This is a genomic window from Kribbella sp. NBC_00889, from assembly GCF_045207705.1.
GTDB lineage: Bacteria > Actinomycetota > Actinomycetes > Propionibacteriales > Kribbellaceae > Kribbella.
On the sequence record NZ_CP108783.1, the window covers coordinates 5768912 to 5782568 of the forward strand.

A 13657-nucleotide genomic window follows, 5' to 3' on the forward strand; every position below is an offset into this window, starting at 1 on the left:
ACTCCCATCTCGGCGGGCCGCCGCCGACACGGGTCTCAGGACTTGCGCCGCCCGGCCCAGCTCCAGGCGTAGACGCCGTCGTCCACCGCCGTACCGCCCTCGCCGAGCTCGAGCGGACGGAAGGTGTCGACCATCACCGCGAGCTCCTCGAACCGCTCCGCGCCGAGCGACGCCTCGATCGCGGACGGCTGCGGCCCGTGCGCGTACCCACCGGGGTGCAGCGAGATCGAGCCGAGGCCGATGCCCGACCCCTTCCGGGCCTCGTAGTCGCCGCCGCAGTAGAACATCACCTCGTCGGAGTCGACGTTCGAGTGGTAGTACGGCACCGGCACCGACAGCGGGTGGTAGTCGACCTTGCGGGGCACGAAGTTGCAGACCACGAAGTTGTTGCCCTCGAACACCTGGTGCACCGGTGGCGGCTGGTGGATCCGCCCGGTGATCGGCTCGTAGTCGCTGACATTGAACGTGTACGGGTACAGGCAGCCGTCCCAGCCGACCACGTCGAACGGATGCGTCGCGTACGTCATCCGGCTGCCGACGATCCCGCCCGGGCCGCTGCCGCGGTGCTTGACCAGCACCTCGACGTCCGTGTCCTCGACCACGAGCGGCTCGCCCGCCGCGTGCAGATCGCGTTCGCAGTACGGCGAGTGCTCGAGGAACTGCCCGTACCGCGACAGGTAGCGCTTCGGCGGCGCGATGTGGCTGTTCGCCTCGATGCAGTACGCGTGCACCCCGTCCGGCCCGGGCAGCCAGCGGTGCGTGGTCGCCCGCGGGATGATCACGTAGTCGCCCTCGACCGCGTTCAGCACGCCGAACACCGTCTCCACGGTCGCCGACCCCTTCTCGACGTACACGCACTCGTCGCCGATGGCGTTGCGGTAGTACGGCGACGGCTGCTCGGCGACGACGTACGAGATCCGGACGTCACCGTTTCCGAGCACGAGCCGGCGATCCTCGACCGCGTTGGACTTGGAGGTTTCGGCGAAGAGGTCGTGCAGTTTCAGGTGCCGGGGCGTGAGCGGATGGTTCGCGACGGTGGCCAGGTCGGGCAGGTCCCACACCTGCGAGTCCACGATCGCGGACGGTACGCCGGCGTGGTACAGCAGCGACGAGTCCGACGAGAACCCCTCCTCCCCCATCAGCTCCTCGTAGTACAGCCCACCGTCCGGTTTCCGGAACTGCGTGTGCCGCTTCGGCGGAACCTGCCCGACCTGCCGGTAGAACGTCATCTCTCCCGCTCCCGTGTACGTTAATCGAACGCATGCGTCCGCTTACCGAAAGCATCCGTTAGGCTTCGAGCCATGTCAACCGTCCCTGCCCTGTTCCGGCACCTGGTCGACGACGCCGCGATGTTCCCGCCCGGGGACCTGCCGCTGACCGAGGCTGTCGAGGCGCACCGGGCTCACCGCACCGCGCCGTACGCCGACCTGGTCGGGCCCTTCGTGTGCACCGATGAGGATCTGATGAAGGTGGCCGCCGAGGCCGCCCGCACCGGCCCCGATCCGCTGCGGCTCGCGGTGGTGATCACCGGCGGTGCCGGTGGGATCGAGCCCGCAGTCCGGTACGGCGACCGGTCCACCGACATCGAGGTCACCGCCATCGAGGTCCGGCTGCGCAACGAGGACGACCTGTCCCGGAACGCACTGCGCGTCGTCCGGGCCTGTGACGACTGCCTCGACGAGGAGACGGCGTACGTCGAGATCGGCCTGGACGGAGCGTGGGAGCGCGCTCTCGACGTGGTCGCCGACGCGGGGTACGCGGCGAAGCTCCGGACCGGCGGGCTCGAGGCCTCGTTGTTCCCGTCAGAGGGCCAGATCGCGGCGTTCATCACTGCCTGCCTGGATCGCGAGGTCGCGTTCAAGTGCACGGCCGGGCTGCACAACGCGGTCCGGCATACCGCTGTGGACACCGGGTTCGAGCATCACGGCTTCCTGAACGTGCTGCTCGCCACCCGCGCGTCGCTGGACGGGGCCTCGCTGGACGAGGTGGCCGCCGTCCTGGCTTCTCGTGACGGCGGCCACCTCGCCGGCCGGGTGCGGGAGTTGTCCGAGCAGCAGGCGGCCGGGACCCGCCGGTGGTTCACCTCGTTCGGCTCGTGCAGCATCGAGGAGCCCCGCCGCGACCTGACCGCCCTGAGCCTGCGGGAGGGCCTGTGAGCTGGATCGACATCCCCGCGGATTCGCCGTTCGGGCCGGACAACCTGCCGCTCGGCGTGTTCCGGCTCGGTGACGAGGAGCCGCGGGTGGGCGCCGCGATCGGCGACCAGATCATCGATCTCGCGCCGGTCGCGTCCGCGCAGATGCTGGACGGCTCGCAACTGTTCGCCCAGCCGTCGCTGAACGACTTCCTCGCGCTCGGCCGCCCGGCCTGGCGCGCGACGCGCGGCTGGCTGCTCGAACTCGTGCGCAACGCCAATGATCGCGACACCGTAGAACCGCATCTGATCCCGCGGTCGGCGGTCACCATGCACCTGCCGTTCGAGGTCGCGGACTACGTCGACTTCTATGCCTCCGAGCAGCACGCGACCAACCTCGGCCGGCTGTTCCGGCCGGACTCCGAACCGCTGCTGCCGAACTGGAAGCACCTCCCCGTCGGCTACCACGGCCGCGCCGGAACCGTCGTACCGAGTGGCACCGACATCATCCGGCCGTCAGGTCAGCGGAAGGCGCCGGACGCGGCGGCGCCGACGTACGGACCGTCACAGCGGCTCGACATCGAGGTGGAGCTCGGGTACGTCGTCGGGGCGCCTTCCCAGCTGGGCCGGCCGGTGTCCGTGGACGCGTTCGAGGAGCACGTGTACGGCGTCGTACTCGTGAACGACTGGTCCGCGCGGGACCTGCAGGCGTGGGAGTACGTCCCGCTCGGGCCGTTCCTGGGTAAGTCGTTCGCCACCTCGATCTCGCCGTGGGTGGTGTCACTCGACGCGCTCGAGCCGGCCGCCGTACCGCTGCCGCCGCAGGATCCGCCGGTGTTGCCCTATCTGGCCGGCGACAACCTGAAGAACTACGACATCACCTTCCAGGTGTTCCTGAACGGGCAGCTGGTCAGCAGTCCGCCGTACAAAGACGTCTATTGGTCGCCGGCTCAGATGCTCGCCCACCTGACCGTGAACGGCGCCTCGGTCCGGACCGGCGACCTGTTCGCGTCCGGCACGGTCAGCGGCCGCGAGAAGGCCCAGCAAGGCTCCTTCATCGAACTCACCTGGGGCGGCCGCGACCCCCTCCTCCTGGACGGCCAGGAACACACCTTCCTCACCGACGGCGACCAAGTCACCATCACCGCGTGGGCCACCACTCCCACCGGCCGCCTCGGCCTGGGCGAAGTCACTGGAACGATCACCTCCGGCTGACCCTGCACCTCACTCCGCCGTGCCGAAGGCGAGGCTGATCTTGTTCATAACTGTTCGTTTCTCTTGACTAGCTAGCGGTTGCGTGCGAACTTTCTCCGCATGAAACGTTCAGTGGGGATCTGTGTGCTGACCGTCACCATGGCCACCGGCGTCCTGAGCGTGCCCGCGGGCGCGCAGGCCGCCGGCGATCCGACCCTCCGATCGAGCGAGTTGACGGTCACCGTCGGGGCCGACTTCCCGCGGGTGATCAAGTACGTCGACAACGCCTCCGGCCAAACCCTCGGCGGCCAACCGGACGCCATCTCGACCGTCACCATCGACGGAGTCGCCCGTACGGCGCACCTCTCCGCGCCGCCCACAGTCGACGGCGGCCGAGCGTCGTACAAGCTCGCCTTCGACGCACTCCCCGGCGTGGAGCTGGACGCGAGCCTCAGCCTCACCGGCCGCGTCACCACCTTCGCGATCGACGCCATCCGCGACACCGAGACGACCCGGGTGCACACGATCGACATCCCGGACCACGACCTGATCTCCGTCGCGAGCACGGACGCCGGCGCGACCACCGCGTTCACCACCCTCGACCCGGACTCCACCCGGACCGCGGACAAGATCACTCCGATCACCGCCGCGACCCCGGCCGAGCCGTCCGCGACCGGCACGACGTACGCGTTCGTGAACACCAGCGCCCTGGCCGCCGGGATCGAGTCGAACTCCGTCTACGACAAGCCGTCCGGCCAGTCCGTCGACGACGGCGCCCGGTTCTGGCATCGCGCCCGCAAGGCCGCCGACGGCAGCACCCGCGTCGGCGTCTGGAGCGGCCAGTGGACCTACCGCGCCGACACCTCGCCGTACACCGAACCGTTGCCGTGGGCCAAGATCGTGGTCACCCCGGACGCGAACAAGGACAAGACCGTCGACTGGCAGGACGGCGCGATCGCGTTCCGCTCGATCATGACCGAGCCTAAGGGCGCCGACCTGGTCAAGGACCGCGTCGCCACGCACATCCCGTTCAACTTCGCCAGCCAGGCGACGCATCCGTTTCTGCGCACCCTGGACGACGTCAAGCGGATCTCGCTGTCCACCGACGGACTCGGCCAACTGGCCCTGCTGAAGGGGTACGGCGCCGAGGGCCACGACTCGGCCCATCCGGACTACGGCGGCAACTACAACACCCGCGCCGGCGGTCTGGCCGACCTGAACGCCCTGCTGAAGAAGGGCAAGGACTGGAACGCGGCGTTCGGCGTCCACGTGAACGCGACCGAGTCCTATCCGGAGGCGAACGCGTTCAACGAGAACCTGGTGGACAAGAGCTCCAAGGGCTGGAACTGGCTGAACCAGAGCTACTACATCAAGCAGCGCCCTGATCTTGCCTCCGGCAACATCGTGAAGCGGTTCCAGCAGTTGCGGGACGAGACCGACAAGAACCTGCAGGAGCTGTACATCGACGTCTACTACCAGTCCGGCTGGCTCGCCGACGGCCTGACCCGGCAGCTCGCCGACCAGGGCTGGCAGATCGCCACCGAGTGGGCCGACCGGCACGAGCGCACCTCACTGTGGTCGCACTGGGCCAACGACCTCGACTACGGCGGCCCGACCAACAAGGGGCTGAACTCCCAGATCATCCGGTTCGTCCGCAACGACGAGAAGGATGTCTGGAACAACGACCCGATCCTCGGTCAGGCCAGCCTGGTCGAGTTCGAGGGCTGGACCGGCGAGACCGACTGGAACGCGTTCTACCGCAACATCTGGCAGAAGAACCTGCCGGCCAAGTTCCTCCAGCAGCAGAAGATCACCGACTGGAACAGCAGCGACATCGCCTTCACCGGCGGCGTCCGCGGCGCGGTCGAGAACGGCAAGCGGACCGTGTACGTCGGCGACGCCAAGGTGCTCGACGGCGACAAGTACCTGCTCCCCTGGGCCGGCAACAAGAAGCTCTACCACTACAACCCAGCCGGCGGCCGCACGACCTGGAAGGTTCCCTCGGCGTTCTCAGCTGGAACCTTCGCGGTCTACAAACTGACCGACACTGGACGCGTGAAGGTCGCGACCATCCCGGTACGACGGGGAGCCGTCACGCTCGACGCGGTCGCGGGTCAGCCGTACGTCCTGTACTCGATCAGCGCACCCTTGCCACACCCGGCGAACTGGGGTGAAGGCACCCACCTGACGGACCCGGGCTTCAACGCCGGCAACCTCACTGCCTGGAACGCCACCGGCGGCGCGATGATCGACACGCTCGAGAACGGCCAGCAGGTCGCGTACCTCGGAACCAAGTCGTCGACGCTGAAGCAGCGCATCACCGGCCTCACCCCCGGCCGTACCTACAGCGCGTCGGGCTGGATCGAGATCGAACCGGGCAAGTCCCGTCCGACCACCTTGACGGTCGACGGCGTGCAGAACACGATCACTCGATCCACTGCGCAGAACATGATCGCCTCGGACGACAAGCACGGCGCCTACTACCAACGCGTCCGTGTCGTCTTCGATGCCAAGGGCAACAGTGCCGAGCTGGGCATCAGTGCGGCCGCTGGAGCAGCCAAGGTCCGGATCGACGACGTCCGGGTGGTCGAGACGAAGCGACCGGGTGCCGGCCTGGTCGACGACTTCGAGAACGTGGATCAGGGCTGGGGCCCGTTCGTGAAGGGCGATTCCGGTGGCGTCACCGACCCGCGGACCAGCCTGGCTCGCAAGCACGCGCCGTACACGCAGGCCGGCTGGAACGGCAAGCTCGTCGACGACGTCCTGGACGGCGAGTGGTCGCTCAAGTCGCACGAGGAGAACGAGGGCGTCGTCTACCGGACCACGCCTTCGACGGTGAACTTCCAGCCCGGGCACAAGTACGAGGTCAGCTTCGACTACGCCAGCGGCCGCGCCGGTCAGTACGCGTGGGTGCAGGGAGTCGACCGGCCCGACTCGGTCGAGATCAAGTCGACGCCGATCGGTGAGCAGCGGACCAAGGCGTCGTTCAGCCAGGAGTTCGTGGCCGGATGCGGCGGCGACTACTGGGTCGGCCTGCGCAAGCTGTCCGACGGTGGCGACCAGGCCGACTTCATCATGGACGACTTCGCCGTCACCGATCTCGGTGCGACGTCCGAGCCGGCCGACTGTACGTCGATCGCGGTGTCCGGCATGACGGGTCTCGTCTCCGGCGAAGCGAACACGGTCGTCACCACGTTCACCAACAACGATGTCGTTGCCGCGAACAACATCACACTCGGTCTGACCGGACCAGACGGCTGGACCGTGACCGCGGCGACTCCGGCGACCCACGCGACCGTTGCCCCGGGCGCCAGTGCGACGACCAGCTGGGACGTCACTCCGCCGGCCGGGACGCCGGAAGGAAAGTACGTGCTGACGGCAACGGGCGGTCGTGCAACGAGCGCGACGGAGGCAACTGTGCTGCCGCCGGGCATCGTCCCGCAGTCGCGGATCAAGGTGGCGGACGTCAGCAGTGAGGACGTCGGCACGGGTGGCGCGGCCACCGAGGCGCTGGACGGAAACCCCAGCACCATCTGGCATTCCGCCTGGTCGGAGGTGCCTACGCCGGCGACGTACCCGCATCACATCACGCTCGACCTCGGAACGACGTACCAGGTGGACGGTTCAGCTACCTGCCTCGGCAGAGTGGGACGAACGGGATGTTCAAGGGTTACGAGATCTACGTCAGCACCGACGGGCAGACGTGGGGTACGCCGGTCGCGACCGGGGAGTTCCCGAACTCGATCGCGGCGCAGCGGGTGAACTTCACCGCGACGCCGGGACGGTTCGTGAAGTTCGTCGGGACCAGTTCGCTCAACGGCGCGGTCTTCGGATCGGCCGCGGAGCTCAACGTCTACGGCACGCGCTAGACATCAGCGGCACCACTTCCCTGTCGGAAGTGGCGCCGCTCGGGTCCTGCTACTTGGTGATGTTCAGGTTCACCGAGGCGCTGGCCGTCTTCGCGGACACGACCCGGAACTTGTTCACGCCGACCCGGCCGCTCTTCACCCACACCGAGTACGTCGCCTTGCTGGTGACGCTGGTGGTGGCCGGGAAGTTGACCCACTTGCCGTTCTCGAAACTGTGGTTTCCCCTCGTTTTATTGGGCTTCTTGGGCGAGCCCGACGCAAGAGGAGACGCGGTGACAGCTGGAATTGTTGTGTTAAGACTGCGTCTCAGTCGCAGGGAGGACCAGTCGGGCCAGGGCACCGCCACCCGGCGCTGCCCCGAAGGTCAACTCGGCACCGAGCACCTTCGCGTGACCGGCCGCGATGGTCAGGCCGAGGCCGTGCCCGACGCCACGCTCGGCCATCCCGGACCGGAACCGGCGCGGGCCCTCGGCAATCAATTCCTCCGGGTAACCGTTGCCGTGGTCAACCACCTCGACGGTTCGGCCGCTGACCGTGACCTCGACCGGCGGGTGGCCGTGCCGCAGCCCGTTGACGATCAGGTTGGCCAGGATCCGCTCGATCCGGCGTGAGTCGGTCGAGACTGTCTCGTCCGGTCCGACCTGGTGGACGATCACGCTGTCCGGCGCGAGCGCCTGCTGCATCCGCAGCCGGCCGACCGCGGAGCCGACGAACGCCCCGAGCCCGACCAGCTCGAGGTCGGCCTGCTCCACCCCGGAGTCGAACCGCGCGATCTCGAGCAGGTCCTCGACCAGCCGGCGCAGCACCTTGGCCCGGTCCCGGACCAGCTCACTCGGCCGACCGGGTGGCAGCAGCTCGGCTGCGGTGGTCAGGCCGGTGACCGGCGTCCGCAGGTCATGCGCGACATCCGCGGTGAACCGGCGCTCGGCCTCCAGTTGGCCACGCAGCGACGTCGCCATCGTGTCCAGCGCGGTGGCCAGCGACTGCACCTCGTCCTTGCCTCTGCCAACCGTGTCGGCCGCCGACGCGTCCAGATCGCCGGCCGCGATCCGGCGCGCCGTCCCCGCGACGGCGACGATCCGCTTCGACAGGCTGCCGGCCAGGATCACGCTGACCAGGGCGACCAGCGCGACGGTTCCGATCCCGCCGAAGACCAGCGCCTGCTGCAACGCCTCCATCGAGTCGTCGCTGGTGTCGTAGTCCTGCACGATCGAGAGGATCTTGCCGTCCTTGACTCCGACCGCGGCCCACATCCTCGCGTTCGGCGAACCGGTCTTGAAGGTGGCCCGCTTGCCTTCCAGCACCGCCTCCCGCAACTGCGGCGGCAGCTCGGGATCGTCCAGCTTGGACCCGAACACCGGGACCTCGTCGCGGTCGTAGCTCTGCGCCGCCAGCTGGATCCGCTCGTCCGCGAAGCTGCGGGTCCGGTCCAGCCGGGCCGACTGCGCCTGGGTGTAGACCGCGACGCAGAGGACCAGGATCGCGAGCGAGGAGACCAGCAGGAAGATGAGACCGAGCTTGCCGCGCAGTCCCACGTCAGGCCCGCAGCTTGTACCCGAATCCGCGGACCGTCTCGATCCGGTCCGCGCCGATCTTGGTCCGCAACCGCTGCAGGTGGACGTCGACCAGGCGGCCGTCGCCACCCCACTCGTAGTCCCAGACCCGCTGCAGCAGCGTGGACCGGCTGAGTACCACACCCGGGTTGTTCGCGAACTCGATCAGCAGCTTGAGCTCGGTCGGCGTGAGCTGCACGGTGCTCCCACCCCGCCGTACCTCGAGCGCCTCCCGGTCCAGCTCCAGGTCGCCGAACGACTCCACGCCGGATCCGGCCGACGGCGCCGGGCGCTCCGGGTCGGACACCGCCCGCCGCATCACCGCCCGCAGCCGGGCCACCAGGACCTGGGTGTCGAAGGGCTTGGTCACGTAGTCGTCCGCGCCGGCCTCCAGCCCGAGTACGACGTCGAGTGCGTCGCCACGGGCGGACACCATCACGATCGGGACCGTGCTGCTCTCCCGGACCCGGCGGCACACCGAGATCCCGTCCAGGCCGGGCAGCATGATGTCGAGCATCACGACGTCCGGATGGATCTTCTCGAAGCGCTCGATCGCCTCCAGCCCGTCCTCGGCCGTAGTCACGTCGTACCCGTGGCGTTCGAGGGTCAGTTGGGTCGCCTCACGGATCACCGCGTCGTCCTCGACCATGAGAATGCGCGCTGCCGGTTCTTCCGGTACCACCGAAGTTCAGTCTCCCTACTGGTCCGTCGAGCTCACCTTGGTCATCTGCCGACCGGCCCAACGGTAAACCTCGACCCGCCGTCCGGACGGGCAACAGGGCGGGTCCTCGATCGTGAAGATCTCGGACTCCACCACCAGGTCACCCTTCGGACTGGCCGTGATCGTCGGCTGATCCACCTTCTGGCTCCAGATCGGCCGCGGGCCCGAGGGCTCGACCGCGATCAGGAAGTAGCCGAAGACGAACTTGTCCACGGTGTGGATCAAGACGATCTGCTGAGGCGTACCGCTGTGCATAACATCAACGGTCGTACCCAGGCTGAGGCAACGCTCAATCTTGGTGCAATTCGCGAGCACCTTCCGCGAGTACGCCGGCAGGGCCTTGTCCGCGAGCAGTTTCACCCGGACCTGACGCAGATCGACGGCCGCTGCGGGGGTGCTCCGCGGGGCCGGCCCGGTGGTGCCGAAGGCGACAGTCGGGGTCGGGCTCGGCGGGGGTGGCTCGGCTCCCTCGACCCGCAGGCCGCTGCCGTTCGCACAGGCGGACAGGGCGGTCAGGGCGACGACGGCCGCGACGGCAGGCAGCACGGTACGGCGGAGCAGGCCGAGCGGCGTGGAGGCGGAGCGCCCGGTTCGCCACATGCGCATAGGGCGCCTCCTACCCTGCCTCATCGATTCCCCCGGGAGATTCAGTCAACTACCTTCCATAGTGCTGGCCGGACGTCACATTCGACGGCCATGGACGTCGAATGGCCCCACCAGTTCCATTGCGGTTCAGTCACAGCCCCACGGTTCGCTGCCCCGGCGACGGTTCCCTACCCGGCGACGACCTTGCCCGGGTTCAGGATGTTCTTCGGGTCCAGCGCCTGCTTGATCGCCCGGTGTACGTCGAGCGCGACCGGGCCGATCTCCTCGGCCAGCCAGGCCCGCTTCAGTACGCCGACGCCGTGCTCGCCGGTGATCGTGCCGCCGAGCTGGAGCCCGACCTCCATGACCTTGTCGAACGCCTGCTGCGCCCGCTCGGCCTGCGCCGGATCGGTCTGGTCGAAGACCACGGTCGGGTGCATGTTGCCGTCACCGGCATGCCCGAGGACGCCGATCGTGATGTCGAGGTCCTTCGCGATGTCCTCGCACAGGCCGATGAACTCGGCCAGTCGCGACCGCGGGACGGCGACGTCGTCGATCATCGTCGTACCGAGCTCGTCGAGCGCGATCAGCGCCGCCCGCCGGGCCTCCAGCAACAGCTCGCCCTCGGCCGGGTCGTCCGCCTCGATGCACTCGATCGCACCGTTGTCCCGGCACAGCTTCGCCACCATCGCGACGTCGGCCGCGCCGGCCTCACCGCCCGCGTCGGACTGGGCGATCAGCATCGCCGCGGCCTCTTCGGGCAGGTCCATCCGCTTGTACGCGTTCACCGCGCGGATCGTGGTCTGGTCCATGATCTCCAGCAGGCTGAGCGACACGCCGCTGCGGATGATCTCGAGGATCGCCTCACCTGCCGCGGGCCCGGAGTCGAACAACGCGGCCATGGTCCGCGGCTGTGCCGCCTGCGGACGCAGCGCCAGGGTCGCCTCGGTGATGATGCCGAGCGTCCCCTCGCTGCCCACGATCAGTTTGGCCAGGTCGTACCCGGCCACACCCTTCACGGTCTTCCGGCCGGTCCGCAGCACCCGGCCGTCCGCGAGCACGACCTCGAGGCCGAGCACGTAGTCCGTGGTCACGCCGTACTTCACGCAGCACAGGCCGCCCGAGTTCGTGGACAGGTTCCCGCCGATCGAGCAGAACTCCCAGCTGGACGGGTCCGGCGGGTAGAACAGCCCGTGCTCGGCGACCGCACGGGACAGTACGGCGTTGTACACGCCGGGCTGGGTGACGACGTACCGGTCGATCGGCTCGATCGCCAGCACCTTGTCCATCTTCTCCAGCGAGATGACGATGCAGCCGTCCAGCGCGTTCGCCGCCCCGGACAGCCCGGAGCGAGCACCCTGCGGCACCACCGGCACCCCGGCCTCGGCCGCGATCTTCACCGCCGCCTGCACATGTGCCGTCTCCCGCGCCAGCACCACGGCAAGCGGCATCCCCGCCGGGCAGAACATCGCCCGGTCGTACCGGTAACTCTCCATCCGATCCGGATCAGTCACCAACGCCTCACGCGGCAACACCTGCGCAAGCAACTCCACCACGTCACTCATACCGCGAGCCTAGTAGCACCCCCCGACGTGACGCTCCAGTAACTGTGTCCAGCTCTGGACGAGAGTGAGTCAGCGGGTGCGGGAGGTGGCGTTCTCGGAGATTTCTTCGTAGCCGCCGCCGTAGTTGTGGTACTCGCGGCCGATGGCGGTGAAGGTGATGCTGCCGGCGGTGGCCTTGACCCTGGGTGTGCGGCAGGTGCGCTGGCCCTGGATCACCGAGCCGTTGCCGCCGCTGCTGTCACAGCTGAGCACCCGGCCGCTGTTGGCTCCGCCGTACTGGACCAGGTAGGCGTTGGCCTTCGCGTTGGCCGGCATCCTGGACACCATCGTGACCTCGGCCCAGTACTGGTAACAACTGTCCCGGACCAGGCGGACCGTGCCCCAACTGGGCGGCTTGTGATCACGCAGCATCGGCGCCGACGAGATGGACCTCGCACCCGAGCAAGTGGCGGCTTCGGCCGCCTGGGCCGGGGTTGCGGCGAGGGCGATCGCACCCACTCCGGCCAGGCCCGCGGTGCTGAGCAGAATGCTCAGTGTCTTCATGACGAAACCCTTCCTGAACGAACGCCCCGACGCCCATTCAACGGGCACACTACGCGAACAGCCCCTGCCCCGACAGTCATTCCGGTAATCGGACGGCGACACGCCGTATCCAGTTGCTCCCGGCAAGCTTTACCCCACCGGGTCACCGATTTACCGGCACCGGACAGCGAAGGGGATGCCCGGCCGACGCCGCGCATCCCCTTACCCCGCCGTCGATCAGAGGTTGCCGCGTCGCTCTTGTTCGCGCTCGATCGCCTCGAACAGTGCCTTGAAGTTGCCCTTGCCGAAGCCGAGCGAACCGTGCCGCTCGATCAGTTCGTAGAACACCGTCGGCCGGTCGCCGATCGGTGCGGTGAAGATCTGCAGCAGGTAGCCGTCCTCGTCGCGGTCGACCAGGATGCCGCGCGACTGCAGGTCCTCGATCGGCACCCGGACCTCGCCGATCCGGGCCCGCAGCTCCGGGTCGGAGTAGTACGAGTCCGGGGTGTTGAGGAACTCCACGCCGTTGGACCGCATGATGTCCACGGTGCGCAGGATGTCGTTGGTGGCCAGCGCGATGTGCTGCGCGCCCGCGCCGTCGTAGAACTCCAGGAACTCGTCGATCTGCGACTTCTTCTTCGCGACGGCCGGCTCGTTCAGCGGGAACTTGACCCGGTGGTTGCCGTTGGCGACCACCTTGCTCATCAGCGCGGAGTAGTCGGTGGCGATGTCGTCGCCGACGAACTCCGCCATGTTCACGAAGCCCATCACCTTGTTGTAGAACCCGACCCACTCGTCCATCTTGCCGAGCTCGACGTTGCCGACGACGTGGTCGACGGCCTGAAACAGCCGCTTCGGGTGACCCTCGGGCCGGGTCACCTGGGTGCTCGCCGCAACGAACCCGGGCAGGTACGGACCGTCGTACCGGCTCCGGTCGATCAGCGTGTGCCGGGTGTCGCCGTACGCCGCGATCGCACCGCGGCGGATCGTGCCGTGCTCGTCGGTGACGTCGTTCGGTTCCTCCAGTACGACGGCAACCTGGGCGCGGGCGTGCTCGATGCACTTGTCCACGTCAGGCACCTCGAGCGCGATGTCGGCCACTCCGTCGCCGTGCTTGCGGTGGTGGTCGAGCAGCGTGCTCTTCGGGCTGACGCCGCCGCTGACGACGAAGCGGGCCGAGCCGGCCTTGAGCACGAACTCCTTGTTGTCCTTGTTGCCCGTCTCGGGGCCGGAGTACGCGACCAGGTCCATCCCGAAGACGAGCTGGTAGTACTTCGCGGTCTGGGTCGCGTTGCCGACCACGAACACCACGGCGTCCATCGCGGTGACCGGGAACGGGTCGGTGCTCTGGTCGTACGGCACCAGGCCGACGAGCTGCTTGAGCTGGTCGAGGTCGAGATCGGCGTCGAGCTCTGCAGGGGTGAGGTCGGTGCTGGTCATCGTGATCCTCCCAGGTTGGGTTCGTGGCCCGAGCCTGGTGGTGAGGACACAGGTTGCGCAATACATCCTTGTTT

At 68.2% G+C, this 13657-nt stretch carries 11 protein-coding genes; 4 read left to right on the forward strand and 7 right to left on the reverse strand.

Annotated elements, in window-relative coordinates; all coding sequences use genetic code 11:
• Positions 1-35 precede the first annotated feature (35 nt).
• The gene (locus tag OG817_RS28110) at positions 36-1229 is read right to left on the reverse strand and encodes a homogentisate 1,2-dioxygenase domain-containing protein (RefSeq protein ID WP_360453372.1); all 1194 of its coding nucleotides are present in this window, start codon (positions 1227-1229) and stop codon (positions 36-38) included.
• Between the two features lie 72 nt (positions 1230-1301).
• On the opposite strand from OG817_RS28110, the gene OG817_RS28115 reads away from it, so the two are divergent.
• The 4 genes from OG817_RS28115 to OG817_RS28130 all read left to right on the forward strand — a co-directional run bounded on the left by OG817_RS28115 (position 1302) and on the right by OG817_RS28130 (position 7197).
• Positions 1302-2156 (forward strand): hypothetical protein, encoded by an 855-nt coding sequence (locus OG817_RS28115; protein WP_406047598.1) that lies wholly within the window; start codon positions 1302-1304, stop codon positions 2154-2156.
• Complete coding sequence (gene fahA / locus OG817_RS28120) at positions 2153-3349, forward strand: fumarylacetoacetase (protein ID WP_406047599.1); 1197 nt, start codon at positions 2153-2155, stop codon at positions 3347-3349. The genes OG817_RS28115 and fahA overlap by 4 nt, the downstream gene beginning before the upstream one ends.
• A 99-nt stretch (positions 3350-3448) precedes the next feature.
• Positions 3449-7090, forward strand: a complete 3642-nt coding sequence (locus tag OG817_RS28125; protein WP_406047600.1) for an endo-alpha-N-acetylgalactosaminidase family protein — start codon at positions 3449-3451, stop codon at positions 7088-7090.
• A complete protein-coding gene (locus OG817_RS28130; RefSeq protein WP_406057532.1) occupies positions 7006-7197 on the forward strand; it encodes a discoidin domain-containing protein in 192 nt (63 codons plus the stop codon). The genes OG817_RS28125 and OG817_RS28130 overlap by 85 nt, the downstream gene beginning before the upstream one ends.
• Before the next feature lie 293 nt (positions 7198-7490).
• On the opposite strand, the gene OG817_RS28135 is transcribed toward OG817_RS28130, so the two are convergent.
• The 6 genes from OG817_RS28135 to hppD form a co-directional block, all read right to left on the reverse strand.
• Positions 7491-8732 (reverse strand): ATP-binding protein, encoded by a 1242-nt coding sequence (locus tag OG817_RS28135; protein WP_406047601.1) that lies wholly within the window; start codon positions 8730-8732, stop codon positions 7491-7493.
• Position 8733: 1 nt separating this feature from the next.
• Positions 8734-9399 carry a two-component system response regulator CseB gene (gene cseB / locus OG817_RS28140; protein ID WP_406047602.1) on the reverse strand — a complete coding sequence of 222 codons (666 nt, stop codon included), beginning with the start codon at positions 9397-9399 and terminating at the stop codon, positions 8734-8736.
• Positions 9400-9447: 48 nt separating this feature from the next.
• Positions 9448-10077: a hypothetical protein gene (locus tag OG817_RS28145; protein WP_406047603.1), complete on the reverse strand. Its 630-nt coding sequence runs from the start codon at positions 10075-10077 to the stop codon at positions 9448-9450.
• 167 nt (positions 10078-10244) lie between these two features.
• Positions 10245-11621 (reverse strand): FAD-binding oxidoreductase, encoded by a 1377-nt coding sequence (locus OG817_RS28150; RefSeq protein ID WP_396395475.1) that lies wholly within the window; start codon positions 11619-11621, stop codon positions 10245-10247.
• A 69-nt stretch (positions 11622-11690) separates the two neighbouring features.
• Entirely contained in the window at positions 11691-12164 is a 474-nt protein-coding gene (locus OG817_RS28155) for a hypothetical protein (protein ID WP_406047604.1), read from the reverse strand.
• Positions 12165-12380: 216 nt separating this feature from the next.
• Positions 12381-13583 (reverse strand): 4-hydroxyphenylpyruvate dioxygenase, encoded by a 1203-nt coding sequence (gene hppD, locus OG817_RS28160; protein WP_406047605.1) that lies wholly within the window; start codon positions 13581-13583, stop codon positions 12381-12383.
• Between the last annotated feature and the right edge of the window lie 74 nt (positions 13584-13657).

Coding starts and splice junctions, on each gene's coding strand:
- OG817_RS28110 (WP_360453372.1), bottom strand. CDS start 1,229: ATGACGTTCTACCGGCAGGTCGGGCAGGTTCCGCCGAAGCGGCACACG.
- OG817_RS28115 (WP_406047598.1), top strand. CDS start 1,302: ATGTCAACCGTCCCTGCCCTGTTCCGGCACCTGGTCGACGACGCCGCG.
- OG817_RS28125 (WP_406047600.1), top strand. CDS start 3,449: ATGAAACGTTCAGTGGGGATCTGTGTGCTGACCGTCACCATGGCCACC.
- cseB (WP_406047602.1), bottom strand. CDS start 9,399: ATGGTCGAGGACGACGCGGTGATCCGTGAGGCGACCCAACTGACCCTC.
- OG817_RS28145 (WP_406047603.1), bottom strand. CDS start 10,077: ATGCGCATGTGGCGAACCGGGCGCTCCGCCTCCACGCCGCTCGGCCTG.
- OG817_RS28150 (WP_396395475.1), bottom strand. CDS start 11,621: ATGAGTGACGTGGTGGAGTTGCTTGCGCAGGTGTTGCCGCGTGAGGCG.
- OG817_RS28155 (WP_406047604.1), bottom strand. CDS start 12,164: ATGAAGACACTGAGCATTCTGCTCAGCACCGCGGGCCTGGCCGGAGTG.
- hppD (WP_406047605.1), bottom strand. CDS start 13,583: ATGACCAGCACCGACCTCACCCCTGCAGAGCTCGACGCCGATCTCGAC.